Source organism: Paenibacillus solanacearum, from assembly GCF_910593845.1.
Lineage (GTDB): Bacteria > Bacillota > Bacilli > Paenibacillales > NBRC-103111 > Paenibacillus_G > Paenibacillus_G solanacearum.
In genome coordinates this window covers 29,627-55,918 of record NZ_CAJVAS010000040.1, presented here as the reverse complement: position 1 = coordinate 55,918, position 26,292 = coordinate 29,627, and the positions used below count along the sequence as shown (strand labels likewise).

19 protein-coding genes are annotated in these 26,292 nt (G+C 47.7%); 15 read left to right on the top strand and 4 right to left on the bottom strand.

The genetic code is table 11. From position 1 onward, the window contains the following. Positions 1–590 precede the first annotated feature (590 nt). The 7 genes from KXG62_RS27560 to KXG62_RS27530 all read left to right on the top strand — a co-directional run bounded on the left by KXG62_RS27560 (position 591) and on the right by KXG62_RS27530 (position 13,529). Positions 591–1,766: an S-layer homology domain-containing protein gene (locus tag KXG62_RS27560; protein ID WP_218095242.1), complete on the top strand. Its 1,176-nt coding sequence runs from the start codon at positions 591–593 to the stop codon at positions 1,764–1,766. A 32-nt stretch (positions 1,767–1,798) separates the two neighbouring features. Continuing rightward, entirely contained in the window at positions 1,799–8,614 is a 6,816-nt protein-coding gene (locus KXG62_RS27555; protein WP_218095241.1) for a glycoside hydrolase family 78 protein, read from the top strand. Between the two features lie 244 nt (positions 8,615–8,858). Further along, the gene (locus KXG62_RS27550; protein WP_218095240.1) at positions 8,859–9,959 is read left to right on the top strand and encodes an amidohydrolase/deacetylase family metallohydrolase; all 1,101 of its coding nucleotides are present in this window, start codon (positions 8,859–8,861) and stop codon (positions 9,957–9,959) included. Next, positions 9,937–11,040, top strand: coding sequence for a DgaE family pyridoxal phosphate-dependent ammonia lyase (locus KXG62_RS27545; RefSeq protein ID WP_218095239.1), 1,104 nt, complete (start codon positions 9,937–9,939; stop codon positions 11,038–11,040). The genes KXG62_RS27550 and KXG62_RS27545 overlap by 23 nt, the downstream gene beginning before the upstream one ends. A gap of 1 nt (position 11,041) precedes the next feature. Further along, the gene (dagF, locus tag KXG62_RS27540) at positions 11,042–11,797 is read left to right on the top strand and encodes a 2-dehydro-3-deoxy-phosphogluconate aldolase (RefSeq protein ID WP_218095238.1); all 756 of its coding nucleotides are present in this window, start codon (positions 11,042–11,044) and stop codon (positions 11,795–11,797) included. Next, entirely contained in the window at positions 11,790–12,806 is a 1,017-nt protein-coding gene (locus KXG62_RS27535; RefSeq protein ID WP_218095237.1) for a sugar kinase, read from the top strand. The genes dagF and KXG62_RS27535 overlap by 8 nt, the downstream gene beginning before the upstream one ends. A gap of 9 nt (positions 12,807–12,815) precedes the next feature. Continuing rightward, positions 12,816–13,529, top strand: coding sequence for a GntR family transcriptional regulator (locus KXG62_RS27530; RefSeq protein ID WP_218095236.1), 714 nt, complete (start codon positions 12,816–12,818; stop codon positions 13,527–13,529). 78 nt (positions 13,530–13,607) lie between these two features. Here KXG62_RS27530 and KXG62_RS27525 read toward each other — a convergent pair whose 3' ends face one another. Beyond that, positions 13,608–14,192, bottom strand: coding sequence for a TetR/AcrR family transcriptional regulator (locus KXG62_RS27525; RefSeq protein ID WP_218095235.1), 585 nt, complete (start codon positions 14,190–14,192; stop codon positions 13,608–13,610). Positions 14,193–14,376: 184 nt separating this feature from the next. Between KXG62_RS27525 and KXG62_RS27520 the strand changes: the two genes are divergently transcribed. Together KXG62_RS27520 and KXG62_RS27515 are read left to right on the top strand one after the other, a co-directional pair. Continuing rightward, the gene (locus tag KXG62_RS27520; protein WP_425517381.1) at positions 14,377–15,567 is read left to right on the top strand and encodes an MFS transporter; all 1,191 of its coding nucleotides are present in this window, start codon (positions 14,377–14,379) and stop codon (positions 15,565–15,567) included. Positions 15,568–15,936: 369 nt separating this feature from the next. After that, complete coding sequence (locus tag KXG62_RS27515; RefSeq protein ID WP_218095234.1) at positions 15,937–17,256, top strand: ABC transporter substrate-binding protein; 1,320 nt, start codon at positions 15,937–15,939, stop codon at positions 17,254–17,256. 206 nt (positions 17,257–17,462) lie between these two features. Here KXG62_RS27515 and KXG62_RS27510 read toward each other — a convergent pair whose 3' ends face one another. After that, on the bottom strand, positions 17,463–17,657 hold the full coding sequence (locus KXG62_RS27510; RefSeq protein WP_218095233.1) for a hypothetical protein: 195 nt from the start codon (positions 17,655–17,657) through the stop codon (positions 17,463–17,465). A 200-nt stretch (positions 17,658–17,857) separates the two neighbouring features. On the opposite strand from KXG62_RS27510, the gene cyoE reads away from it, so the two are divergent. The 5 genes from cyoE to KXG62_RS27485 all read left to right on the top strand — a co-directional run bounded on the left by cyoE (position 17,858) and on the right by KXG62_RS27485 (position 22,507). Beyond that, positions 17,858–18,763, top strand: coding sequence for a heme o synthase (gene cyoE, locus KXG62_RS27505; protein ID WP_218095244.1), 906 nt, complete (start codon positions 17,858–17,860; stop codon positions 18,761–18,763). A 331-nt stretch (positions 18,764–19,094) separates the two neighbouring features. Further along, positions 19,095–19,562 (top strand): cytochrome c oxidase subunit II, encoded by a 468-nt coding sequence (locus KXG62_RS27500; RefSeq protein WP_218095232.1) that lies wholly within the window; start codon positions 19,095–19,097, stop codon positions 19,560–19,562. 15 nt (positions 19,563–19,577) lie between these two features. Then, entirely contained in the window at positions 19,578–21,221 is a 1,644-nt protein-coding gene (locus KXG62_RS27495; protein WP_218095231.1) for a cbb3-type cytochrome c oxidase subunit I, read from the top strand. Positions 21,222–21,290: 69 nt separating this feature from the next. After that, the gene (locus KXG62_RS27490; RefSeq protein WP_218095230.1) at positions 21,291–21,929 is read left to right on the top strand and encodes an SCO family protein; all 639 of its coding nucleotides are present in this window, start codon (positions 21,291–21,293) and stop codon (positions 21,927–21,929) included. Beyond that, complete coding sequence (locus tag KXG62_RS27485; protein WP_218095229.1) at positions 21,926–22,507, top strand: hypothetical protein; 582 nt, start codon at positions 21,926–21,928, stop codon at positions 22,505–22,507. Before KXG62_RS27490 ends, KXG62_RS27485 begins: the two co-directional genes overlap by 4 nt. A 171-nt stretch (positions 22,508–22,678) precedes the next feature. Here KXG62_RS27485 and KXG62_RS27480 read toward each other — a convergent pair whose 3' ends face one another. After that, positions 22,679–24,004, bottom strand: a complete 1,326-nt coding sequence (locus tag KXG62_RS27480; RefSeq protein ID WP_218095228.1) for an ABC transporter substrate-binding protein — start codon at positions 24,002–24,004, stop codon at positions 22,679–22,681. Positions 24,005–24,371: 367 nt separating this feature from the next. Between KXG62_RS27480 and KXG62_RS27475 the strand changes: the two genes are divergently transcribed. Further along, on the top strand, positions 24,372–25,397 hold the full coding sequence (locus KXG62_RS27475; RefSeq protein WP_218095227.1) for a phosphotransferase: 1,026 nt from the start codon (positions 24,372–24,374) through the stop codon (positions 25,395–25,397). Positions 25,398–25,511: 114 nt separating this feature from the next. On the opposite strand, the gene KXG62_RS27470 is transcribed toward KXG62_RS27475, so the two are convergent. Continuing rightward, positions 25,512–26,282, bottom strand: coding sequence for a DeoR/GlpR family DNA-binding transcription regulator (locus tag KXG62_RS27470; RefSeq protein WP_218095226.1), 771 nt, complete (start codon positions 26,280–26,282; stop codon positions 25,512–25,514). Positions 26,283–26,292 lie beyond the last annotated feature (10 nt).

Sequence of the window (26,292 nt, the reverse complement as noted above, 5' to 3'; positions counted from 1 at the left end):
TCTGCATCTGTTTATTCCTTTTTTGTTGTTCGGTAGGACTTACAACAATACAGGATTAGCAGATGTTTTTCCATTTTCAACCTATGAATTTTCTGTCAAGCGCTGATCTCGGCATTGAGCCGTAATTAAACTGCAAATTAATTGTATGTTGTCTCGATAAAGTTTTTTGGTAAACATAAATATTTCCGATGAATTATGACCATTTGACGCAAAGCGCAGGCAACCTATGGTTGCTCTTATGTCCCTTACGGGCGAAGTGCGTGCGCAAATGGCCTTTTTTGCATTTTCACCACTTTATCTCCTTGGATCGTCGGTTAGTAAATGAATTTCCTAATAATTTACTATATGGGAAAATAGTGCTATAATTTCGTATGATAAGTAGTACCTTAGTTGGTGTCTATGTCGATTAAAACATTTCCGTATTTCCGCATATATCTGTACTTCTGAATCATTAGGATCGAAAACGAGGCTATATTTCCTTAACAAGTCTTAAATAGCTTCATCGAGTAATTTTGATTTATCAATGCGGGTGCTACGTTTCGAGTACGCTCGTTCTCAGTGTTGATACTATGAATGATGGAGGAATATTCATGTTTAAAAAAATAACTGCATTTGGTTTTGCCCTTTCTATAGGAATTACTACAGCAATACATGTTATCAATGCAGATCCCCCAGCGTTTAGTGATATTACTGGGCATTGGGGCCAGCAAGCCATAATGAAGGCTGTTGAAGGAGGAATTGTCGACGGCTACCCGGACGGCACATTCAAGCCGGATATGGACGTTTCAAGGGCAGAGTTTATTACAATGCTGACAAAAGCTCTTAAGCTGAAAACCAGTGAAGAAGGAGCTACTTGGTACAGCAAGTATAATAACGCTGTGGTTGAGGCTGGGATCCACCGTTACGAAGAATTTAGCCAAGACATTAACGGCGCGATTACAAGACAAGAAATGATGCGTTTGAGCCTCAGAGCTACAAGACCTGATTTACAGTACCCCGAAGTAGAAATTACCGATAAAGCGGTTGTTTATCAGGCCGTGAAAACGGGATTAATTCAAGGGTTAGACCGTGGGGCCCTGGGTCTGGATCAAGCAACGACGAGAGCACAAGCTATGACGGTTGTAGATCGAGTATTACAAGCCAACAGGGGTGAGGGCGATAAGCTGATAGTGGATAAGCAAGCGTTAAACTTGGCTGAGTTAGAATTGAGGAAGACAAATATTTTTACGGTCATGCCCGAAATTTTTGGTGGTACACAAATTGTTAAATGGAATCCTGATAATTTATCGGTAGAAACCGGAGATGGTTTGTACAAGGCGACAATGGATCAGATTATTGCTATTGATCTCGAAGACCCGGACGATCCCAATTTGAGCTTGTTGGGCGATTTTGACACTTTAAAGTGGTACACAGGTTTAAAGGTGAACAGTCCATATATAAAGGATGGGTATATGAACAGTTATGTTCTATATTTCAAGGGTCATGTGGACTTTAATAATGATCCTTCGATTTACAAGGATACTTTCAAACAGCCCAATTTTACTCTATATGGATTCAAATCAAATGAACCTACCGACAAGCAAAATGGTATTTTGAGTAACGCAGCACCATTGTTTCGTGATTCGCCTGGAGATATTCCTGCACTAATTATTCCAAAAAAGTACTTTTTAGATTCGGATGTTGCGATTTCCATTAGTGCCCCGGCCATACCACCAGCTAAAAATTATAATAAGCGTATTATTTCAATTTCGACATCCAAGAAGTAACCCGTAAGATGTTAATGAACGGAAGTGAATAAATGCGATCTAAAATAAAGTACCTTAGCTTCCTAATGTTGTTGATATTAACAATTCAGATTCTACCTATACAGTATTTGGATTTTAGGTGGCCTGTTGCAAAAGCGGCAACGCCTGATGAAATGCGGGAAATGACGTATGCTGCCAGTACATTAAATGGCTATCAAGCCGTTTACAGCGCGTCAAAAACTGTAAAGACAAATCCCTTTGCTGTAACCGCACCCGAAGGAAAGGTGATACAAGAACTTTCCTTTTATCAAGATGGAAAAGTCGTGAAGACAATAAGTGAAGCGGCAGGAGTACCAGCGTGGAACACCTCGGGAATCAATTTTACGGGCGTTCCGGTTGAGGTAACCTCCAGCGGAAATGATACTGCCCAAGGATATTTTGCTTTTTACCGTTATGCCCCCGGAAGTTCGGGTAGGACGCTTGATTGGTATCAGGATGGTGGGGAAGGATGTCCAAGTCCATCTGGACGAGACTATAGCGAGAACGTCAACGGCTCAATGATGCCAGCAAGTCCGAATTGTCCAGGTACAAAACTTGCTTTGACAGCTGATCGAACGATGCCATATGTTTTAGAAGATAATACTGAAATACCGGCTGCTGTTGTCAATGCTTCGGATATAACCGCTACAGCATCTATACTTGATAATGTTCTAGTTCCTGGTCCTGAAGGTGTCGATGACGGATATACAATTGAAGCATTCACTTATTATAACAAAATAGAAGGGATTACTTCCGATACATTTAAAGTACATTACTCGCAAGATTTAGACTATAAATCCGACTACTATAGACAGCTCGGTTTACCCGGCGCGAAGGTAATGGTTTACTACGCTGCGTTTACCGTAAATCTACGGTCAAAAACGTATACGTATCCCGACCAAATCGGTATTACCTATAAAGATGCTCCAATTCTATCGACTCCGGATTTAGTCCCTATCAGTCTTTCAAGCGGATCAGTATGTATTGAGGCCGGTAAGGATGTTACGTATACTTACAAAATCCGAAATATGGGTGTTGATACAACATCCACTTTTCGGACAATCGTAGAACTAAACGGATCGGAAGTTGCAAGCATGGACACTTCTAACGGTCTTTCAAAAAACGAAGAGAAACAAGGAACGTTCACCTATAGCTTTCCTTCATCAGGATCATATTCTTTCAAAGTCATCGTCGATACAAATAATGCTGTAGCCGAAGGGGCTGGCGGGAAAAACAACAACACTCTAAATCAAGCTGTAACCGTACAATCAGTAGGAGGCTGCTCCGGTACACCGCCTGTTGATCCGCCTGACCCGCCTGATCCACCCGATCCTCCTGGATCAATGACGGGAAAAATATGGCCCGACAAGGAAATTATAAACTGGAAAGATAACAATCTCGTTTGGTTCGAGGTGGAAGAGAAAGGTTGTACTTTAAAGAAATACAAATTTGAATTTAAAGGGAACGGCGGAGTTTGGAACATGCCGCCAGTACAGGTAGGATGGTACGATAGCAACGGGGAAACCAAAAAAGCAATGCCGTTCAATTACGATACCGTCACCCGAATGTATCCCGGAAATATCCAAGATGGACAAGTTCAGGTCCGAGTAACGGTGCTGGATAGCTGCGGTTCAGAGAGCATTATCGGTCCGGGCACATTTACCATCGGACCTCCACCACCAGACACGCCGCCTGAGCTGCGGATTGCATTCATTGATCCGACAGACGGCAGCGAAACGGGCCAAGTGATTCTGGGTGATCGAGTGGACCTGAAAGTAACGCGGTTGTTCGATGCAGACGGCGATCCGTTGACGCTGCAATGGCTTTTTACAGACAGCGAAGCAACGGATTGGATTAGAGGGCTTCCGGCCAAGCACGGATGGACGACGCCGTACAATAAAATGAGCTATACCGGCATGACCGCTGATACGGTTGGCTTGCAGCTCGTATGTGCAACGGCTTCGGACGGTGTCAAGACAACGAAGTCTTGCACCAATTTGAACGTTATTCCACCGAATCCGGTTCCCAAAATTAACGGACCGCAAGTCATCAAAGTGAACCGGCCGGTCAATCCGCCGTGGGATTCGAGTCAGAGCTATTCCCCGGTCAAAGGTAGAACCATCGATCATAACCGCGACGAATGGACGAATGCTCTTCCTAAATATACGACAGCGGGAGAGTACACGATCAGCCTACATGTTTTCGATAATACCGGTTTGAAATCATTAAGCCCGGACACATGGAATCTGATGGTCATTCCGGATCAGCCACCTGTCATTGATTTTTTATACAGTGACACGATCTCAAGAGTCGCACCAAGCTATTTCAAAAACAATTCGCGTAGTCCGGACGGCGACACCATCGTCAAATACGAAACGTGGTATGGCTACGACGCCAATAACAACGGCTCTTGTAACCCGTACGAAAACTTGATCTCGACGAATAATAATAACTTCCCATTCCACCCGAGCAAGGTAGGGAAGTACTGCTTCCGTTTATATGCTGAAGAAGATTACGGGTTAAGCAGCTGGAAGGATTATACCGTCGAAGTAACGAACGACAATCCGGAAGTAACCTTTATGGTTAGTGGGCAAACGAACGAGCCGGTTCCGGTCACGACCGTTCCGCTGCCAACGTCCTCGTTGCTTGGGAATTCGTGGTTCAACACAAGCTTGGACAAATCTACGTTACCGAAAACATTTTGGAGTTTGACTCCAGACGGGACGTTAACAACCAACACGAGAGATATGAAAACTCCTATTGGAGTGAGAAAGTTTGATGAAATCAGTGACAATGACAATTATGGCCTGATAGAGGACGACCCGAACCTTACCTTTCCACACGATGCAGCATCCTTAATGGAGATTGGAAGTTTAGGATCGGTTACTTTCAATGGTAATCCAAAAAACTACATTATAGAAAGTACGCCTCAATACTATCTTGGCGACAATATGTTCATTCAGTATGTAAGCTATCCCTATGCTTCTTTGCAGATTCCATATTTCTATCTGGTCGGAACCAATCTGCCTGCACCAATTAAATTGATGGAGGGAAACTATTCAGAAAACGGCAATATATATGTGCGGGAAGATATCGATGAAGTCATCCTTTTGATGTATTACGAATCATGGAATAATACGATTGAATACACATATCAACGGCATAAACTTTCCGCTCTGAAAGCCGGCAATATTGTACCTGCCTCCACAATTCACGAACGGAAGGTTTACCAGAACAGCGAGCAACCGGAAGTAAAAATTACGTTTAGCGACGGTAAAGATAGGCAGTATATGGACGGCTTTATCAAGACTCCGGTAGATTACAAAAGAATCGATCTTGTGAACCGGAAAATCGAATCATTTTCCTTCGATAACTTGATAACCCCGTATAAAGTCGAAAACTACACTCATATTAATGCTTTGCCAGCGAGAGAATGGAAGTCTGGGGTATATACCTTTAACTTCCCATACCTGAGAGGCTTTGTAACTCCTGGCGGAAAAGTAATAAATACGCATTACGGCGGTTTCATCTGGTATGACACGATAGAGCAGACATTAAACTTCCGGGATATGAGTTATTACGGGGGGCCGGGGGGTGCAGCATACCCGTCTGGTGTAAGCCCAAACGATGACTACATTGCGTACTCGATTAGCAGCTATTCAGGAAGCCGAGGTTATGTAGTGAATCTTCGAACAGGGGATGTTCACGCGAATGGATGTGGTGAAGAAGGCGGCTATTGGGACTATGATCAGCTAGACGATGATGGCAATCCCACATGGGTATCGGGGGTTTGGGTTTGCCGATGGTATCCCGAAATTCCTAGTGATCAGCAAGATGTTCTAAACTACAAGAAGAATAACCAATACGGATTTGCAAGAGACCCCATCGATGGTTATACCGTTATTAATAAATACTATCAAAATGAAAACTGGTTAGCTGATTCACGTACGGGACAATTGCTGTGGAACATAGGCGGTACATGCGGAAAAGCGCCGCGTGTATATGCAGCGGGACTTATGGTAATGTGCGGAAAGGTATATTCGTTCCCACGCTCCGAAAGTCATCCTCCCTCATCGAAGGAGTTTTTCACGTTCGGGCAGCTGGTCAATCCATCGCTGCAGCCACTCGTCAACGGAACATTGAAGTGGTCGATGCGGATCAATAATCTCAAGTACGATTACGTTCCAGCCGGTATGTCATTCCGGATACAGGATAATCAAAACATGTACCGAGTGGAGTCCATGAAAGACCGGCTGCGGCTGATCAAAATCGTAAACGGGGAAAAGACGCTTCTTGCGGAGAGTTTGCGGTATTTGCCAAGCGGTGCATGGGCCGCGTACTCCGTCAAGCTAAACGGTAATGAAATTAAAGCGTACCAGAACGGCACGCCTTTGTTTACAGTTTACGACAATACATTTGCTACCGGCACGTACGGGCCGTATTCCGTGCACGAAACGACGGAATTTAAAGAAATGGCCGTCGTGCTGACAAGCCCGCAGCTCGTTACGAAAACGTACGGCGCGGCGGTAGTCGATACGACAGTGAACTATGAAACGACATACGAAGATCCGGAAAATGACCTGAGGTTTGATAACGGCACCCAATGGCGGTATACCCACGTTGATCCGTTCATGTTCCTGGATGTAGGTGACGGCAAGAGCGGTTATTCTAGCAAGAACGTGGCACTTGTTACCACGCCGATCATGAGCTTTGATAAAGTGGGCAAATACAACGTCGAGTATCGGGCGCCGGATGACCCACATCCGGATCACCGTCTGTCTAATGGCGATCCGTCATTCCAAGGGTACTCGAAGTACTCTAATTGGTACTTGCAGCCGCTGATCGTGCATCGAGCACCGATTGTATACTTTACCGTCACGCCAACGGCCAGCAACACCATTCAATGGACGGACAGCAGCTATGACCCCGATCATTGCTACAATGCAGGAAGCTGTCAATCCGGATACGAGTCCGATCGCGGAATTAAGTTTGAAAAGTACTACTATATCACGCCAAGCGGATATACCGTTAGCGGAAAACTCGTGCATCCGGCAGAGTCGGGAACATACACAGTGGCCAAAGCAGTAGGTGATGAATATTACGCGTGGTCGGATTGGCTCGAGCGATCCGTTACGGTTAACTGCAATCCATGTGTAGCGAACACGCCACCAACCGTATTTTTAACTTTTCCGAATGGAGGATATGGAAACCCAAGTCCCGTTTCCTTACGGCCAACGATTTCATGGAATCAAGGCGATATCGACCCCGGGACGATCTTCACCGTCTTTGATATTGAGATTAAGGACATTTACGGAAATTGCTACGAGTGTGTCTATAATCGCTCGATGAACACGACGAATACATCGTGGGCATGGACAATGGACACGCAGCTGCAAATGGGCGGCCAGTATCAAGTCCGGGTTAGAGTATCCGATGGAGAAGCATTCTCGGGTTGGTCTAACATTGGGTGGATGATCACGAATCGTCCGCCACTAACGTATATGAGTTTCCCATTTGGTACACAAGCTGATCCGACGTATATCACGACAACGCGGCCGCAGTTCCAATGGACGCAGACCGACCCCGATCCGGGGACGACGTTTACCTACTTCCAACTTCAAGTAGCCAATGCGGCCAATGGGGTCATACTGGATACGGGTAATGTGTGGCAAGGAACAACATCGACAACCGGCAGCTATACGCCGGTAGTGGATATGCCGACAAACGAGCCGTTACGCGTCCGTGTCCAAGTAACAGACGGCTTCGCTTGGTCCGGATTTTCACCGGATGCATGGATGATTATCAATCGACCGCCTATGGTCACTTTAACGTATCCAGATGGAACGCAATCAGCTCCAAATATTGTTGAATCGAACACGCCGACTGTCACATGGAACCAAATGGATTTAGATTCAGGGGCTTCATTCAGTTACTTTGAAGTACAGGTGCTGAATGAAGCGGGTACGGTTATAGTCGATTCCGGAAGAGTTTGGCAAGGAACTAACGCTACATCCGGAAGCTGGACGGTCAATACACCACTGCCAGAGGGTCAAAAGCTTCAGGTACGCGTAAATGTTTGGGACCAGTTCGATTCGTCGTCTGGTTGGTCAAACACCGGATGGTTATACATTAACCGACCGCCAAGCGGAAATATTACGTTTTCAACTCCGATTTATGAAAACGATACTCCATCATTTACAGTTTCTGCAATAGATCCGGATGGGGACGCATTATCGATTAAAGTAGAAAGCAGCTTTAATGGAGCTCCTTTCTCAGTAATTCAACAGTGGTCGAACGTCCCATCTGGCCAGGACAAAATATTCACATACGGCCCGTTGCCCAAAGGGAACTATACATTACGGTTGACGCTTGATGACGGTCATGGTGGAACGTATGAACAAACGTATTCCTTTATCGTTCTACCGCTAACTATTACGGGTTGGGTAACACACACTCCTGAGTGGGAAAGCTATCGCCAAACCTGGAATGCCAAGCATCCGACTGACCAACGAGCTGTCTCTGACTTTTGGGCGGGGGAAGTGTTTGTGCTATCAGCAGCAGTTACGGATACTGGAACAAGCTCAACGAAGCCGATTTCCGTTATATCTAGACTCTTGACTACATCCGAAAACGTAACCCTTAGCTCGAGTAATCTGATAAATTACTCAGGAGAATTGCTGAATACGAATCATGACCGAATTCTTTCCGACGGAAATCATACTTTCAGGTTTACCGTCACATGGAGTAATGGATTGGTTCAGACCTATGATGTTGCAATCACGATAAAAGATGTCATATGGGATGTTATTGTGAATCAAATTCGTCATTAGAATGAATATGGTTAACAGATTGCCGGATGACAAATAAAGTTTAGAATTAATTAGGCGTTCACTCAACCGGGTGCACGCCTATTTTTTTGTGAGGTTGGACGGGTATCGAATTTTCTAAACAATTAAATTTGAATGAAGAATGAATAGATTAAACATTATAACGTTATATACTCAGGAAGCTTTCTGTGATATTTTAGAAATATAACGTTACAACGTTTCGAGGCTATAGAAGATGGTGAGCTCAATGGAGGAAAGCTTCGTTTTACGAAATGCAACCTGCGTAAATGGCTTGACGGCCGATTATGTCATTAATGAAGGAGTCCTTACCGATGTAACTGCGGCGGGAAGCGGCCGGGCTCAGCGTATCATCGATTGTTCCGATGCTTATGTGTCGAGCGGATGGATCGACCTTCATGTCCACGCCTTTCCCGCTTTGGATCCGTATGGTGATGAGATTGACGAGATCGGTATAAAGCAAGGCGTTACGACGGTAGTCGATGCCGGAAGCTGCGGGGCGGACCGTATGGCGGAGCTGACTGCCAGCAGAAAACGGGCCAAAACGAATTTATATGCATTTTTGAACATTTCACGGATCGGTCTGTCACGCGTTGACGAATTGTCCGATCTGGCATGGCTGGATCAGGAGAAGGCGGTACAGACAGCCCGGGCTTACGAAGACTTTATCGTAGGGTTGAAGGCGCGCATGAGCAAGAGCGTTGTCCGGGACAGCGGAATCAAGCCGCTGCTTATCGCAAGATCGCTGTCCGATGCCGCATCGCTTCCGTTAATGGTGCACATCGGTTCCGGTCCCCCGGCCATCGAGGATATTGTTGCGCTGCTGCACAAGAGAGATATTATTACGCACTACCTTCACGGAAAACCAAACAATTTGTTTGATGAGGAGGGCAAGCCGCTTCAAGTATTGCTTGATGCCCTTCGAAGAGGCGTACATCTGGATGTCGGCCACGGTACGGCAAGCTTTTCATTCCGAATTGCGGAAGCAGCTAAAAGGCACGGGATTCCGCTCCATACGATCAGCACGGATATTTACCGCGGGAATCGGTTGAACGGTCCGGTATACGGCATGGCGCATGTGTTATCGAAGTTTCTGCATTTAGGCTATACGCTCGAAGAAGTGATTGCAGCGGTCACCGTGAACGCGGCGAACTGGCTGCAGAAGCCGGAGCTGGGAAGAATACAGGTCGGCGGCGCTGCGAATTTAACCCTTTTTACCGTAAAAAATAAGCCGCTGATCCTTACAGATTCCGATGGGGAAACGAGACTGGCTGCAAAAACAATTGAAGCAGTGGGAGTGGTAGTAAATGGCGAGTTCATTGAATGCTAAATATGGACTGAAACGCGTCATCAATGCAAGCGGACGCATGAGTATTCTGGGGGTCTCCGCCCCGGCGGATACGGTTATGGAGGCCATGAAAGAAGGCGGGCAACAATATGTGGAAATCGCGGATTTGGTCGACAAGGCAGGAGATTACGTCGCGCGAATTCTTGGCTCGGAGGCGGCCGTGATCGTGAACTCGGCCTCCAGCGGCATCGCACTTTCCGTGGCGGCCGTTGTAACCCGTGGCAACCGCCGCATGAGCGAACGGCTGCATCAGGAGCAGATTCTCCATAATGAAATTATTATGTTAAAGGGGCATAACGTTCAGTACGGGGCGCCAGTGGAGACGATGGTTTATTTGGGTGGCGGGAAACTCGTTGAAGTCGGCTACGCCAACGAAGGGTCGGCGGAGCATATCGAAGCTGCCATCAACGGCAACACGGCTGCGATCCTTTACGTGAAATCACACCATTGCGTGCAGAAAAATATGATCTCCGTAGAGGAAGCGTGGGAAATTGCACAGCGCACCCATATTCCGCTAATCGTCGACGCCGCAGCCGAGGAAGATCTTCAAAAGTATGTGAAATACTCCGATCTTGCGATTTACAGCGGATCGAAGGCCATAGAAGGGCCGACGTCCGGCATTGTCGGCGGGAAGCAGACGTATATTGAATGGCTGAAGGTTCAATTGCACGGCATTGGGCGCAGCATGAAGGTTGGCAAAGAAACGACGTTCGGCTTGCTCCAGGCGCTTGATGAATATGGCGTCAAGGAAGATCAGAGCGAGCGGGAAAAAGCGGCGTTGCAAACACTCATGCCGTTAAATGAAATCGCTGGCGTCAAAGTGGCTATCGTTCAGGACGAAGCCGGCCGGGCCATCTTTCGTGGGCGCATACATATTGATGCCGGACTGGCGAAAACGACGGCGAAAGAAGTCGCGGATGGACTGCGTGAAGGCGAAATCGCCATTTACACCCGCGATTACGGCGTAAGACAAGGTTATTTCGATATCGATCCGCGTCCGCTTCTAGGGGATGACCTTCAGATCATCGCTTCCCGAATCCGTGAATTGGCAGGAGGAAGATAAGATGTCCAGCATATCGAAACGATTTTATAAAAACCGTGTGGCCTTGAATGTGCTGGCAAACAGCATTGAGAACGCCAAAGAAGTATTTGAAGCCGCGGAAGGCTTTGTTTTGGTCGGCGTGCTGTCCAAAGCTTATCCGACGGTCGAAGCAGCTGCAGCAGCGATGAAGGAATATGGCAGGGCCGTCGACGAAGCGGTGTCCATAGGACTCGGCTCGGGCGATAACCGCCAAGCCGCAGTCGTCGCGGAAATTGCGAAGCTTTACCCGGGGAGTCACATTAACCAGGTCTTTCCTGCGGTAGGGGCGACCCGCGCCAATCTTGGCGGCAATGAAAGCTGGATTAACAGTCTGGTGTCTCCTACAGGACGCGTCGGTTATGTGAACATTTCGACCGGACCGGCCAGCGCCGCGCAGGAAGAGCAAGCGATCGTACCGGTCCAAGCCGCGATCGCGCTTGTCCGCGATATGGGAGGCAACGCTTTGAAGTATTTTCCGATGAAAGGTTTGGAATGTGAAGAAGAATTCAGGGCGGTAGCACAGGCATGCGGCGAAACGGGCTTTGCGCTCGAGCCGACCGGGGGAATCGATAAACACAATTTCGAAGCCATTGTGCGCATTGCGCTGGAAGCGAAGGTGCCGCAGATTATACCTCACGTTTATTCCTCGATTATCGATCCGGAGACGGGGAAAACGAAGGTCGGAGACGTAAGCGAGCTGCTCATCAAAACGAAGAAGCTGGTCGATCTTTATGGTTAAGCGGATCGCGGCTTTCGGCGAGGTCATGATGCGCTTGCAGACGCCCGGGTATGAATTATTGTCCCAGGCGAGTACATTACACTACTCGTTTTCAGGCACGGGCGTGAACGTTGTATCGGCGCTTGCCCGCTTCGGGCATACAGGGTATCTTGTGTCCAGGCTTCCAGCGAATCCCGTAGGAGATGCGGCCATCTCTTTCATTCGCAAGCTGGGCATCACGGAGAAGCACATCGTCCGCGGCGGGAATTACATAGGCATGTATTTTCTGGAGAATGGTTTTGGGGTCAGACCCGGTCGCGTTACCTATTCGAACCGGCAGGAAAGCAGCTTTAACACGGCGCCGGAAGGAACGTATGATTTTGAGACGATTGCCAAAAACGTCGATATCGCTCATTTTTGCGGGATCGCGCTGGCGATGAACGATTCGGTCAGGTCGCTCATGAAGCGGTTTGCGAGAACAGTCAAAGCACAAGGTGGAACCATCGTTTTCGACTGCAACTATCGCCCTTCGCTTTGGGGGGACAACGGCTATGAAAAAGCGAAGCCTCATATAGAAGACATGCTGCATTTGGCCGATATCGTCATGATGAATGAAAAAGACGCCATCCATGTACTCAGCATGAAAACAGACAAGGCATCGCGCCACGAACAAGTAAAGGAATTACTGCCGGCGGTTGCGCAAAGATATAACATTCCGGTCATCGCGGGTACGCACCGCTCCATTAACGGCGACAACTCCCATGTATTGCAAGGGTTTATGCTGAAGCAGGATGCCTTCACTTTCTCGCAATCACTCACGTTTTCGGTCTATGATAGAATAGGAGCGGGAGATGCGTTCGCAAGCGGGATCGTCCACGGGGAATCGAGGCAATTTTCTCCCGAAAAGACGGTCGGATTTGCGGTAGCGGCAAGTATGCTGGCCCATACGATGGCCGGCGATACCCCGATGTCATCCGAGAGCGACATACTCCGGATCATGACAGAAGCATTGGGCGATGTAGAAAGGTAGTGAAAGCCGATGAAGCTATCTCGGAGGAACAAGCCGTTATATTTGCAAATCAAAAATATTATTAAAGATCGCATACTGCACGGCGTATATCCATTGGGGATGTACATTCCTTCGGAGCCGGAGCTGGAAGCGGAATTCAGCGTCAGCAAAATTACGGTGCGAAACGCGATTAAAGAGCTTGCGCAAGAAGGATATCTGGAAAAGAGCAGCGGTAAAGGAACAACGGTTATTCGCAACACGTCCGCCTCCAAGCTGTCCAAGTGGAAGCGGTTCACAGAAGTGCTGGTCGAAGAAGGCCGCCAAATTCAAAAGCAGCTGCTGCAAGCGAAGGTCGTAACCAATGAAGAGGGGACGGAGCCTCACCGCTTGTTCGGGGAGCGTTGTCTCCTTATCGAACGGATTTACCGTCTGGACGGCAAGCCCTATATTTATTACACCCATTATTTAACGCCCTTGCTGGAAGAGATTGAACTTGCGGATCTCAATCAACAGTCCTTATACGGACTCATTGAAGAACATGACATATCGCTGGAGAAGTTTCGGGATGAGTTTGCAGTTGCTACGGCTCCAGCGCATGTCGAGGAGATATTGGGCGTTCCCGGCGGAACCGCCTTATTGCAAAGATTTCGTTATTCCTATGACGACAGGGGCGAGGTCATCGAATACAGTACGGGGTTTTACAATACGCGTATGGGACATTACAGCATTCATTATGATGCGTAATAAAGAATGTTCGCAATTGAACATGCCGCATAATAGCGGCTTTTTTTGTTTTTATAGGGTGAAGTCTTCGTCTTCTAGCTATATATTTCGAAGACGTATTCCCGCAAACGAATAGCTGACCAGTCTTTCCACATAATGATCGTCAATCGGATCGCCCAAGACCAGCAGCCGATAGAAGATGGGGCCGTACAGAAGGTCAATGCTTAGTTCGATATCGAGATCCTCGTTCAATTCTCCGTGCCGAACGCCCCGCTCCAACAGCTGTCTCGCTTCGAGCCGCCGAGGTTGAATGTATCGGGTCTGGTAAGCTTCCGCAAGGCCGGAGTCGAATTGCCCTTCGCCGATCAGTTCTTTGATAATTTGGCCCTCCGGACTCGTCATAAACCGGGTCACGTTTTTGACATGATCGAGAATATCTTGCAGGACGGAGTCTGTTTCTGGGACGGGCAGTCTGGCGGAAGCAGCCGAGAGGAAGCCGTCCATCACGACGGCCGCCTTATTCGGCCACCATTTATAAATCGTCGCCTTGCTGACGCCGGCGCGCTCCGCGATCTTCTCGACCGTGACGGCTCCGAATCCGTTCTCCAACAAAAGCTCGTAAGACGCGCTCAGGATCGACTTTTCTGTCTCGACATTGCGTGGACGTCCTCTTTTGGCACTCACCGGTATAACTCCCCTTCGCGCGGTAAAACGCGCATTCGAAATTAAAAACGATACGTTCATTATACAAAAAATTAATAATAAAATCACCTATTTACAAAACTGAACGTTCAGTATATATTATTGTCATGGGAATTAATAAACTAAACGTTTAGTATTTATTTCAATGCGATGGAGGAGAATGATGATGCAAAAGGAACAAGTCAGAGAGAATAAACGGATTTCGAGCGGCATGGTCTTTCTGATGGCAGCTGCATGCGGTCTTATCGTGGCCAATCTATATTACGCTCAAACCTTGGTAGGGCAGATCAGCGTTTCCACGGGTCTGTCTTCTGCAGCAGCCGGTATTATCGTTACGATCACACAAATCGGTTATGTCGCGGGGCTGTTGTTTATCGTTCCCGTCAGTGACCTGATCGAGAACCGACGCCTTATGACCCTATTGCTCGCGGCCTTGTTCGTGGCCTTGCTGGCAGCCGCATTCGCCCCCAATGCGCCGCTGTTCCTGACGGCCTCCTTATTAATCGGGCTAGGTTCCGTTGTCGCCCAGATCCTGGTGCCCTTCGCCACCTATATGGCGTCTGAAGAGCAGCGCGGACGAGTGGTCGGAAACGTCATGAGCGGGCTTCTGCTCGGCATCATGTTCGCCCGGCCGCTGGCCAGCTTCATCGCCAGCATGTGGAAATGGCAAGCCGTCTTCGCAATGTCCGCCATCCTGATTGCTGTCTTAACGATTTTGTTGGTGAAGCTTCTTCCGCAGCGCAGGCCGACTTCTTCAACAAGCTACCGCGAATTGATCGTCTCCTTAGGGAAGCTGTTCAAGGATACGCCCATTTTGCGTCGCCGGGCGTTCTATCAAGCTTGCTTGTTCGGAGCGTTCAGCCTCTTCTGGACGGCCATCCCCATGCAATTGACCGATCGCTTCGGAATGTCCCAACAGGGCATCGCGTTATTTGCCTTAGCTGGCGTGGGAGGTGCCGTCGCGGCGCCGATTTCTGGAAGACTGGCGGATAAAGGCTGGACCCGACTGCTGACCGGGTTGGCGATGGCGATTGCCGCTATATCCTTTATGCTGACGTATCTTTTTCAAAGTAATTCGACAACGGATCTCGTCCTACTCGTGCTTGCCGCGATTATGCTGGATATGGCCGTATCGGGAAATCTCGTTCTGGGGCAGCGCGCCATCTATTCCTTGGGAAGCGAAGCAAGAGGCCGGTTAAATGGATTATTCATGTCCATATTCTTTGTCGGCGGAGCGATAGGCTCCTTCATAGCCGGTTTGTCATACGCTTATGGCGGTTGGGATGTTACCTCCTGGATTGGAACGGCACTGCCACTGGCGGCCTTAGTTTACTACTCGACAGAAAAGAGATCGTAGCGAATCGTCACACTGATCCATATGCTCGAGGTGGCGCCGGCGGGTACGGCGACCATCGGAGCTTGTAGCTGAGGGATTCGGGTAAGAGGAGACCGATGTGGAGAATGTTGAGAATCGAGCAAAAACATATGATTTTTCAGCATTCTCCTCAGCCGGATTAACGATTATGATGATAGGTAGAAAGCTTTTATCGAGGCAATATCACCATATGCAAGGAAGGTGAGGGAAAAGGTCAATTAACGAATAGAAAGTACTGTTCTTTAAAGCTTAAAATTGAAAGCGTTCACATGCATAGCTTGCGCAAGCCATCGTTTGCAAGAGCCGTGCCGCCGTTTCGCCGCCATGAAAAAAGCATAGGGGGGGTCTGAAATGAAGAAATCGTCTTTATGGTTCGCATCGTTATGCTGTACCGTTTCACTGGTTGGTTGTAATGCCGCACCCAAAGCGCCTGCAGATGTAAACATTGCTCAAGGAAACGCCGAGCTCAGCAAAGATCCGGTCACCGTCAAAATTTTTGCCAGCGGAGGCATGTTCTCCGAGGAAGAATTTGCGCGGTATATCGTCGATCCGGTCAAAAAGAAATATCCGCAAATTACGGTGGAGCGGTATAACACGTCCTCGAAGCTGGCGGATTTAATCTCTGCCGGAGATATTCCGGATATTGTCGCCAGCTATCCCGGGCCAATGGGCAGCACGCTTGCCGATAACAAAATGGTCTACAATATGGAACCGCTCATGAAAAAGTATAAGTTCGATACCGGGCGTTTTTCCGACGAAGCGCTGCAGACGCTAAAAATTGCCGGCGGACAAAATTATTTAGCCGGTCTGCCCGCGTATACGAACACATTCGCCTTGTTCTACAATAAAGACATTTTCGATAAATTCGGCATTCCTTATCCGAAGGACGGCATCTACTGGGACGAAGTCGTAGAGATCGCCAAAAAATTCAACCGTCTTGACAACGGCGTCATGTACCGCGGCGTATTCCCGGATGGCATCGGACGGATCCAGCAGCAATTGTCCATTCCGTTTGCCGATTTTAATACGAACAAATCGCTCCTGAATTCGGAGCAGTGGCGTGAAGCGTTTCAGATATGGGGAAGCTTATTCAAAATGCCCGGGCTGACCGAAGGCGATTTCGCCGTGCCGAACGCAGGCAAAAACCAGACCGCCTTCGTATCCGGCACGCTGGCCATGATCGCCAGCCACAGCAACTTGCTCAATTCGCTCAAGAAAGCGCCGGATCTGAAATGGGATATGGTTACGTACCCGCAGCACCGGAAAGCGCCGGGTATCGGACAGCGGCTGGACTCGCCGATCTTGTCGATCACCGAGCAGAGCAAAGTAAAGGATGCCGCCTTCCTTGTGCTCGATACGCTGCTTTCGAGCGAGGTACAGGCCGATATGATGAGGAACGGTCGGATGACGGTGCTCAAAGACGAGAAGCTGAAATCAGAATACGGCAAGGGTATCGAAGAATTCAAAGGCAAAAATTTGAGTGTCATGACGAAGCTGAAGTTCGCCGTGATGACGCCGTTTAAATATTTGCCAGACGGAGACGTCGATAAAGTGCTTTCCAAAGCGTTCAATGCATATATTATCGATCAAAAAGATATGAATACGGCGCTGCGCGAAGCGGACGAAGAAATGAATAAGCTGATCCAGGATAAATTGGCGCAGAAAAAGTAAACCGCGGCTCAGGACTAAAACGACTTCGCTTTGGTCATAATGAATTATTGAATAAATAAGTATCGCTTGAAATATAGTATTTTCCGGATTTATCATTGTTGGACCTCAAAGAGAAGAAGGACCTGGTCGAAAAAACCGATCCTTCTTTTTTTATTTGTATTAGGGGTCCGTTCTTTGGATTTCAGAAAAGGATACGTTTTTCCCCTTCAATCGTTTGGATAGGTCCGATGTTTTGGGAAAATTCCAGTGATCTTTCCTAGGCTGTGTATAAACTGACTTTTAATATGCTCTACCGGTGCTCCGTTATACAAATCTGAGAATAAATCAAATAATAAGGACAAACGATCCGACGATGGATCAATCGGAATGGATTGCTCACGGTTATTAATCAGCTCGCTCATGATCGATCTCCATCTCCTAACTTTAGAATGGTATTGATGAAGAACAAATTCGTATGATTATCCTAGCAAATACAAATGATGATGAACGTGATTTGTGTCACGTTTTGCTAAAACCTGATAATGGTATGATGGTTATTGCTCAACGATTTGGGATTGGATATGGAAAATGTCTCGGCTTCAACGAGGTGGGGAGTGATGGAATGAAAAGGGGTTACCGGAATGGTGTAGCGCCCAAAAACGGAGGACTATTGACCGATCTGAGACTGCTGCTAAAGGCCAATGTCTTGATTGCCAATGTAGTGCCAGTGTTTACGGGTTTTTGGCTAGCCTTACACTTTATGGATTTGCATATAACGGATTACTGGGATGTATTGATCCTAACACTGGCCGGAAGTACGTTTGTTATGGCTGGAGCCCTTGTCATAAACAACTGGTACGACGTGGATATTGATACGATCATGGATAGAACGAAACGCCGTCCAACAGTTACCGGCCGTATTTCGCTGAATAGAGTCCTAATAATGGGTATTTTTTGTACGGTTTCAGGCTTCATTCTATTGCTTTTCACCACGGTAGAAGCGTCAATTTATGCTTTGATCGGATGGTTCTCCTATGTATTTCTGTATACCATGTGGTCCAAACGCAAATATACGATCAATACGGTTATTGGAAGTATTTCGGGTGCCGTATCCCCCTTCATGGGATGGACTGCTATACAACCGGGATTTCACAAGGTCCCTATCGTGCTGTTTTTGATTTTGTTTATTTGGCAGATGCCGCATACTTATGCGATTGCCATTCGGAAATATCATGACTACAAGGCTGCAGGGGTTGCTATGCTCCCGGTAGTTCGCGGTATTGCGGTAACTAAACGCCATGTGCTTGTTTATGCGGTCTGCTTATTTCCGTTACCCTTTTACTTGGCATCTATCGGAAAAACGTTCATGATCGTTGCCGTACTTCTTAACGTCATTTGGATAGGAATCGCGTTAAGCGGCTTTATTACGAAGGATGATCAACGCTGGGCGCGAATTATGTTTCTTTATTCCGTAAACTATATCATGATTTTATTTGTACTGATGGTCATTGTTACATTACCGCTTTAAACGATCCATTGGGCTGATTTTCAACATATGCCGGTTATTCGGATATGTTGTGAATCGGCCTTTTTTTTCCATCGCCACGCTGGAATAAAAAGAATTATTTTTATGTGATCCCAAACACAAAAGTGATAATGGTTCTCAATTAAAATAGGCCTATGAAATTAAAGGGAGATGATAACCAATGAGCGGTAAGCAGGAGAAAAAGATCATAGAAGCGGGGCGCGGATCGCGAATAGGAACATGGCTGTCCTTAAGCGTCGTTGGCGCGGTTATTTTACTAACGTATCTGGTCCTTTTCGGGCTTTATATGAGCAGAGTATAGGGGGAGAAGGCAATGAAGATGCATCTGGATGAGAAAATATGGCTGACCTTAAGTTTTGGTATCATTATGATCTTTATGCTTATAACGGGTTACCAAACCTTTGCCTTAAGTATGGGGCCGCCAAGCAATAAGGAAATCATCGACCCACAGAAGGTCGATCAAACAGCACCATTCAATCAGCCTGGCATGAAGAAGATCGGTGAGAATGAATATGAAGTGGTCATGACACTTCAAGCGTTCGGATTCGCCCCTTCGAAGATTGAAGTACCGGTCGGAGCGACTGTGCACTTCGTGCTGACATCCAAAGATGTTGTACATGGCTTCCAAATTGCGGGAACCAATGCCAATGCGATGGTCATGCCGGGACATATTCAAAGAATTACACAGACCTTCGATACGCGTGGTTCGTTCCTAGTCCTATGCAACGAATATTGCGGCGGGGGCCACCAATTCATGAGTACAACCATAACGGTTCTATAAACAGGGGGGCTCAACATGAGTATACACTTTGGAATCAATAAAGAGGATGCGGGGTTATCCAAATCTTATGTATTTGTCGCGTTTGCCGCCTTATTGCTCGGAGGGTTCTTGGGCTTGCTGCAAGGATTAAACCGTGCAGGCTTGCTCGAATTGCCCTCTTGGCTCAACTATTATCAAGTCCTGACGGCGCATGGCCTTTTATTAATTGTGGTGCTTTCGGCATTCTTTACGATCGGCTACTTTTATGCAGGTATGTCGCATACGTTGGAGGGGCTCCTTCCAAAGGTAAGAGCATGGGCTTGGACAGGGTTTTACTTGAAGCTTGTCGGATTTGTATTGGCTGTCATTCCGATCCTGATGAATGAAGCATCGGTTATGTATACCTTCTATCCGCCGCTAGCGGCGCATCCGGTATTTTATTTTGGCCTTGTATTCATCGTCGTAGGTGTATGGCTCTGCTGCATCGGAGCCTTTATCCAGGTCGCGTACTGGAGGAAGAAGCATAAGGGACAGCATCTTCCGATTCTTTCCTACTTCGCAACCGGTGTGTTTGTCCTGTTGTTTTTCGCTCTGATTCCCGTTGCGATAGAAGTCTTTATGATTATTCCTTGGGTATTGGGCTGGGTGAAGACGATCAATGTCATGCTGTCACGAACCCTGTTCTGGGCGTTCGGGCATACTTTGGTGAATATATGGTACTTAACGGCTACTTCGGCTTGGTATGTTATAGTCCCCAAAATCATCGGCGGCAAACGCTGGAGCGACACACTGACTCGCGTCGTAATTATCGCTTTAGTCGTGATGAACATTACCGGAGGCTTCCATCACCAAATCATTGACCCGGGGATTTCGCAGGCCGTGAAATTCATGCACGTATTTATGAGCTTGGCGATTGGCTTCCCTTCTCTCATGACGGCCTTTGCGTTGTTTGCCGTATTCGAACGTACAGCCCGGAATCAAGGAGGAAAGGGGCTATTGGGTTGGTACAAAAAGATGCCATGGGGCGATGTTCGCTTCCTAGCTCCGTTCATTGCCATGCTTGCTTTTATTCCGGCTGGCGCAGGAGGGATCGCCCAAAGCACCAATCAATTAGATCAGGTTGTTCATAATACCATGTGGATCGTTGGACACTTCCATTTAACGTTAGGAATGTCCGTCGTGATGACATTCTTCGGTATTAGCTATTGGCTGGTTCCGTACATCTCCAAACGTGTATTAACGCCTGGAATCAATAAACTTGGTGTTATCCAAACCTGGGTATGGACAGTTGGGATGTTATTTATGTCCGGAGCCATGCACTGGGTAGGTTTACAGGGTTCTCCGCGAAGAACCTCTTATACTACGTATTTTGACCATGCGGTAGCTTTAGGATGGGATCCCTACTTAATGCTTCTTGCGATTGGCGGAACCTTGTTAATGGTCGGTGTGATTATACAAGTTTATGCAGTCGTTTATATGATGTTTTATGCCCCGAAAGGAGAAACGGAATTCCCAATTGCGGAAGTAGAGGAGGATGGATCGCAAACGCCGTATTGGACTGAGCGTTGGGGACTGTGGATTATCGTTATGCTGCTGGTAGTTGCGATGGCCTATGTCATTCCGATTACCGAAATGATCGTAAATGCGCCTCCGGGATCTCCGCCGTATAAGACCTGGTAATGCAATTAACGTCGAGGGGCACTCAGGAAATAGGACGATTCCCTTGACTATCGATAGGAAGTGATCATTATGACTCAACCGCGACGTAGTGTCCTAGCGATCTTCATTGTTCTTATCTTCGGTTTGATCCTATTGGGTGTCGGAACCGATGGGTTTAGTACATTTACAGCAGAAGCTGCAAGGATTAAGAAGCTGGTCCAGGATAAGCCGCTGTTCCCTGATGTTAGATTTAGGGATAGCAACTGGCGTGAATATTCCATATCCGAATTTGAAGGTAAGTATGTATTCATTACGTTCCTATACACATCCTGCACATCGGTTTGTCCGCTGCTAGAAATGAACATGGCGAAGGTGTATAGCTTGATACCGCCGGAATATCTCGGTAAAGAGATTGTCTTCTTGAGCATCAGCTTTGATCCGGACAGGGATGACCCGGCTAAGATGAAGGAATACGGCGTCCACTTCAATAGCGACGGAGAAACATGGAGGTTTGCTACCATCCCGGACCGGAAACAGCTAGATTCCCTGTTACAAACGTTAGGCGTCATTGTGATTCCGGATGGATACGGGAATCTGGCCCATAATTCAGCTTTTTATCTTCTGGACCGGCAAGGTGTTCTTACCGATGTGATGGATTACAGGAAGCCTGATGAAGCGGCGCATAAGGTGACAAGCCTTCTGGGCGGGGAGAGGGAGGGAGAGCGATGAGACAATTTTTGTTGGGACTGGTGCTGTTGATTGTTCTGGCCCTGCCTCCCGTTGCCCGTTTATTAGAATCCATCATGATTGTTCACATGCATATGCAGATGCCTTTGCTTGTATTGTCTGGATGTTTGATGGCACGATTATTCCAATTACGATATCCGGCATTCTTCACCAAGTGGAATCACAACGGGATTCCTGGCATTCTTTTGTTTACCTTGATTATGGTGTATTGGACCATTCCCAAAACAATGGATGAGACCTTGACCCTACAGAGCGCGGAATGGTTTAAATTTCTCAGTTTGCCTTTTATCGCTGGAATCTCGCTCAGAGACAGTTGGGGCAGACTCGGCTTGCAAGGAAAACATACGCTCATTAGCATTTTCGCAGTGAAATATTTGGGCATGGGACTGTTATATGTTAATTTTCCGGAGCAATTGTGCAACAACTATTTGCTGCTTGATCAGTTGACGTTAGGCTGGGGCTTTTTGACCACATCCGTTTGTATGTTCATCTATTTGGGGTATGTGGCCATCTTTCAGCCCTATGCCAATCGGACGGCACATCATTTGATCGACAGTTAGTTAATCCTTGGGCCTGCAGCGGCCCTATTTCTTTTAACAAATAATACATAAAGAGAGGAGACATAATAAAGAGAACTGCACGAGCAGTCGGGTCTAATTAGATAGCATGCCCAGGCACCGTCTATGGGTTTCGACAAGGACCTAGCGGAAGGCTAGGTTTTTCTTATATGATCATTTCATTTCTGCGAGCTTTTGATCCGCTTTCTCCTGAATTTCTCGAATAACGGTGTTTACGTCCTTGTCCCCGGTAGCGATTTCTTTTCTTCCGTTATTGATTTCCGTGCGAACGGTCGCATCATATCTCGTAATGACATGGGGGACGCGAGGCGTTGTTTTGAAGAACGCTTGAACGTTTTTGCCTTTATATTCGGGCAGTTTGGATCCGTATGCCTTTTTAATTTCTTCGTTCTTCATCACCGTAGGCGTGCCGTATTCGCTCATCAGCCGCTGAACTTCATCGGAAGTGATCGCTTTAATCACTTCCATGGCGGCGTCTTTATTTTTGCTAACGTTCGAAACAGCAAGCATATGGATGTCGACCTCGCGTCCCTGGCCTAATTCCTCTTTGAAGTTAGGCAGCGACACAACATCCCAGTTCACATTGGCTAGATCCGCTTTGGCGTTCATGATTTGCAAGGCCCAAATCGGCCGCATGGCAACGTTGTGGTCTTTGATGAAGCCGCCAGTACCATAATCGTATTTTCCCGCGTTCACGAATCCGGGAATTGCGTACGCTCGCTTCAACATGTCGAATATTTTCTTCCATTGGTCGTTATTGACCAATGCCTTCATCGATTTGGTGTCTACATAGGACAAGGAGAGCGCTTGACCGATATCGGTGGCGACGCCGGGATCAAAGCCGATATAGTTGATTCCATCCTGGGTGCGGGTTAGCTTGCGGCCCAGCTCTACCGTTTCGTCCCAAGTCATCCCGTCTTTCGGATACGCCACCCCAAACCGGTCGAATATATCCTTATTGTAAATGAGCACGCCCAAATTGGTCGAGAACGGGATCGCGTACAGCTTTCCCTTGTCGTCGAAGGTCTTCACGGCGTTGATGAAAGTCGAGTCGAACCGGTTCAGATCGAGATTATGCTTTTTGACTAAATCGTTCATGTCGTATTGGAGTTCTTTGAGCAAATAAGGGGGGAATTGAGGGTTGCTGCCGTAATTGATGTCGGTAAAGTTGCCTGTGGCCACCAGTTCATCCATCGTCGAGCCTTTTGCGTCTTTCACTACTTCGAAAGTTACGTGAGGCAGCTTTTGTTTGAGTGGTTCTAGGATAAATTGCTGAAGCCGGTCGTCCGAGATCCCGTTGCTTTGGTTGAACATCGTAACGGTTACAGGCTTGGGCGGGGAGGCATCGGGCGTTTGTTTGCCGGGGGGATCGGACGACGTACTGCCCTCGATATTGCCTGTATTTCCACATGCCGTAATAGCGGTTATAACAAACGAAGCGGCGAAGAAACAAACTGTAGTTCTGAGAAATTCCTTCATTCGAGATTGCCCCCTTCTTGGATTCGGCAATGATTTTTCAATCGGCAGCGAATTCAACAGCGATTAGGCAGCGGTATCGACCATTTCTCAAGTCCACAAAGCGATATACGGGAAAACAATAAGGCGTGCTTCTGCATCCCCCTCTCGGAGCAGGATCTTTCAACTTGGTGGAAAAATCCGGTATTAATGAGATATTATCATATTGCCCTTCTGCTGTATATTATGAAAACGTTCGGTCAGGCTTTGATGAGGCTGCAGTCTGGATGCAGTGAATTAAGGTTGACGTCGATGGCTGTGTATGTAAACTGAACATATACCGCAGAATCAAGGTATCCATTCGATAGAGAGAGCGGAGGTAAGAAACGGGATGGGGACGACAAACGAACCGACCATATTCGAAGCGATCGCCGCTCAGTACGACTTAGGCGGTCCTGTCGAGATCCGGTCTGAGTTAAGCGGGATGAACAATACGACGCGATTCGTATATGCGGGCACCCGTAAATATGTGCTTCGCGTGTATGAGAATCATTGCGATGAGAGCAAGCTGCGGTTCGAGCATGGCATATTGGAACGACTGCAGCGATTGGGATTACCGTTCCAAACGCCGCGCGTGCTTCGGACAAGAGGGGAAGCTGACACTTTCGTTACGGGACCGGATGGGAAGCTGGCGTCACTGTTTTACTATATCGAGGGCAGACGGCCCGATCCCGGCATTCTCAAGCACGTGGAAGGGATCGGCGCGACGAGCGGCGCGCTCATCGAAGCTTTGGCAGCGGTCGAGATGGCGGAAGGTTTGGTTGGTCATCAACCATATTATCTGCTTCAAGACAACTATCCGACAGCCATGGATGCGTTGCGATCGATCATGGAAAAGCCCGTTCCGGATCGGGCGCTACAGGGATTGAGAGAAGAAGCCGAATTCCTGATCGGCGAGGTGAGGTCTTTCCAGGAGCTCATTCCGCAGCTATCCGGGCTCCCGCATCAGCTAATCCACGGCGACATCGTCTTCGATAACGCGCTTGCCGAGGGTGACAAGATTATCGGGCTGCTCGACTTTGAGTTCGTGACGTTCGATCTGCGTGCCATGGAATTGGCAGTTATAACCGGTGAGCTGCTTCAGCCTGGCGATTCAAGCGTATGGGAGACGGTACAAACTCTTCTCTCAGGCTATGGAAACGTGCACAAGCTGACTCGTGAGGAAGCCGAAGCACTTCCCGCGCTTATCAAGCTGAGGAGGCTGGATGTATTCCTTCATTTCACCGAACGTTATGTGGGCGGGCTGGATTTGGCCGACGTGCTGCGGAGTCAGCTTATGAAGTCTGCAGCTCTCTGCAGGTGGATAGGTGAACACGAGGAACGTCTTCGGTCCATGTGCCGCGAATTGCTGGTTTGACTTCCTCACGGTAAACAGATCATAGAAAGTGAAGAACGGCCCTTTCGCAAGATGCGAACAGAGCCGTTTTTTTTCATTGTTCCACGGAGGAAAGATCCCCAGTGGAGGTGCGTGTCAATTGCTAATCCGCACTTCGATGCCAAGTGCTTCAATCGAATCGATCCATTCGTTTGGGCAGCCCGGATCGGTGATCAGCATCGAGATTTCTTCAAGCCTCGAGATTTTGACAAACGTAGATACGCCGAATTTGGAGTGATCCGCCACCACAATCGCTTCCTCTGCCCGACGCATCATCTTCCGCGATATTATCGCTTCTGCCAGATGGAAGTCGGTAATGCCCTCAGTCAATGTAATGCCACCGACGGTTAGGAACGCTTTATTCACTTTAAATTGGTCGTACAGTTCATCCGTCAGTGATCCCGTCGCCGATTGATAATCGACATTCATTTCCCCGCCGACGAATATAATTTTTCCTTTGAACATCTCAAGGGCAAGATTTAGAATCGGAACCGAATGTGTGATCAGCGTTACATTCGCTCGATCCTTCAAATGGGGCAAAATCTCCATGGTCGTCGTGCCGTTATCAAGCATGATCGTTTCACCGTCTTGAACAAGAGATGCCGCCAGTTTTCCGATGGCCGTTTTCTCCTTCATCATCATCTGCGATCTTTTGAGAAAAGGCGGCTCGACAAGCTCCATCCGCATTTTTACAGCGCCGCCGTAAACTTTGCGAAGCTTGCCTTCCTTCTCCAGCCGATCCAAATCTCGGCGCACGGTTTCTGTTGAAATGCCAAGCAGGTGCGAAAGATGATGCACCTGCACCTTTCCTTCGATTTCTAACTGTTTTAAAATCGTCATCCTGCGATCTTCATATGTTAATGACATGCTAGGCCTC

Coding starts and splice junctions, on each gene's coding strand:
- KXG62_RS27555 (WP_218095241.1), top strand. CDS start 1,799: ATGCGATCTAAAATAAAGTACCTTAGCTTCCTAATGTTGTTGATATTA.
- KXG62_RS27495 (WP_218095231.1), top strand. CDS start 19,578: ATGAGTATACACTTTGGAATCAATAAAGAGGATGCGGGGTTATCCAAA.
- KXG62_RS27475 (WP_218095227.1), top strand. CDS start 24,372: ATGGGGACGACAAACGAACCGACCATATTCGAAGCGATCGCCGCTCAG.
- KXG62_RS27470 (WP_218095226.1), bottom strand. CDS start 26,282: ATGTCATTAACATATGAAGATCGCAGGATGACGATTTTAAAACAGTTA.
- KXG62_RS27530 (WP_218095236.1), top strand. CDS start 12,816: ATGAAGCTATCTCGGAGGAACAAGCCGTTATATTTGCAAATCAAAAAT.
- KXG62_RS27515 (WP_218095234.1), top strand. CDS start 15,937: ATGAAGAAATCGTCTTTATGGTTCGCATCGTTATGCTGTACCGTTTCA.
- KXG62_RS27490 (WP_218095230.1), top strand. CDS start 21,291: ATGACTCAACCGCGACGTAGTGTCCTAGCGATCTTCATTGTTCTTATC.
- KXG62_RS27545 (WP_218095239.1), top strand. CDS start 9,937: ATGGCGAGTTCATTGAATGCTAAATATGGACTGAAACGCGTCATCAAT.
- cyoE (WP_218095244.1), top strand. CDS start 17,858: ATGAAAAGGGGTTACCGGAATGGTGTAGCGCCCAAAAACGGAGGACTA.
- KXG62_RS27550 (WP_218095240.1), top strand. CDS start 8,859: ATGGAGGAAAGCTTCGTTTTACGAAATGCAACCTGCGTAAATGGCTTG.
- KXG62_RS27535 (WP_218095237.1), top strand. CDS start 11,790: ATGGTTAAGCGGATCGCGGCTTTCGGCGAGGTCATGATGCGCTTGCAG.
- KXG62_RS27510 (WP_218095233.1), bottom strand. CDS start 17,657: ATGAGCGAGCTGATTAATAACCGTGAGCAATCCATTCCGATTGATCCA.
- KXG62_RS27560 (WP_218095242.1), top strand. CDS start 591: ATGTTTAAAAAAATAACTGCATTTGGTTTTGCCCTTTCTATAGGAATT.
- KXG62_RS27500 (WP_218095232.1), top strand. CDS start 19,095: ATGAAGATGCATCTGGATGAGAAAATATGGCTGACCTTAAGTTTTGGT.
- dagF (WP_218095238.1), top strand. CDS start 11,042: ATGTCCAGCATATCGAAACGATTTTATAAAAACCGTGTGGCCTTGAAT.
- KXG62_RS27485 (WP_218095229.1), top strand. CDS start 21,926: ATGAGACAATTTTTGTTGGGACTGGTGCTGTTGATTGTTCTGGCCCTG.
- KXG62_RS27520 (WP_425517381.1), top strand. CDS start 14,377: ATGCAAAAGGAACAAGTCAGAGAGAATAAACGGATTTCGAGCGGCATG.
- KXG62_RS27480 (WP_218095228.1), bottom strand. CDS start 24,004: ATGAAGGAATTTCTCAGAACTACAGTTTGTTTCTTCGCCGCTTCGTTT.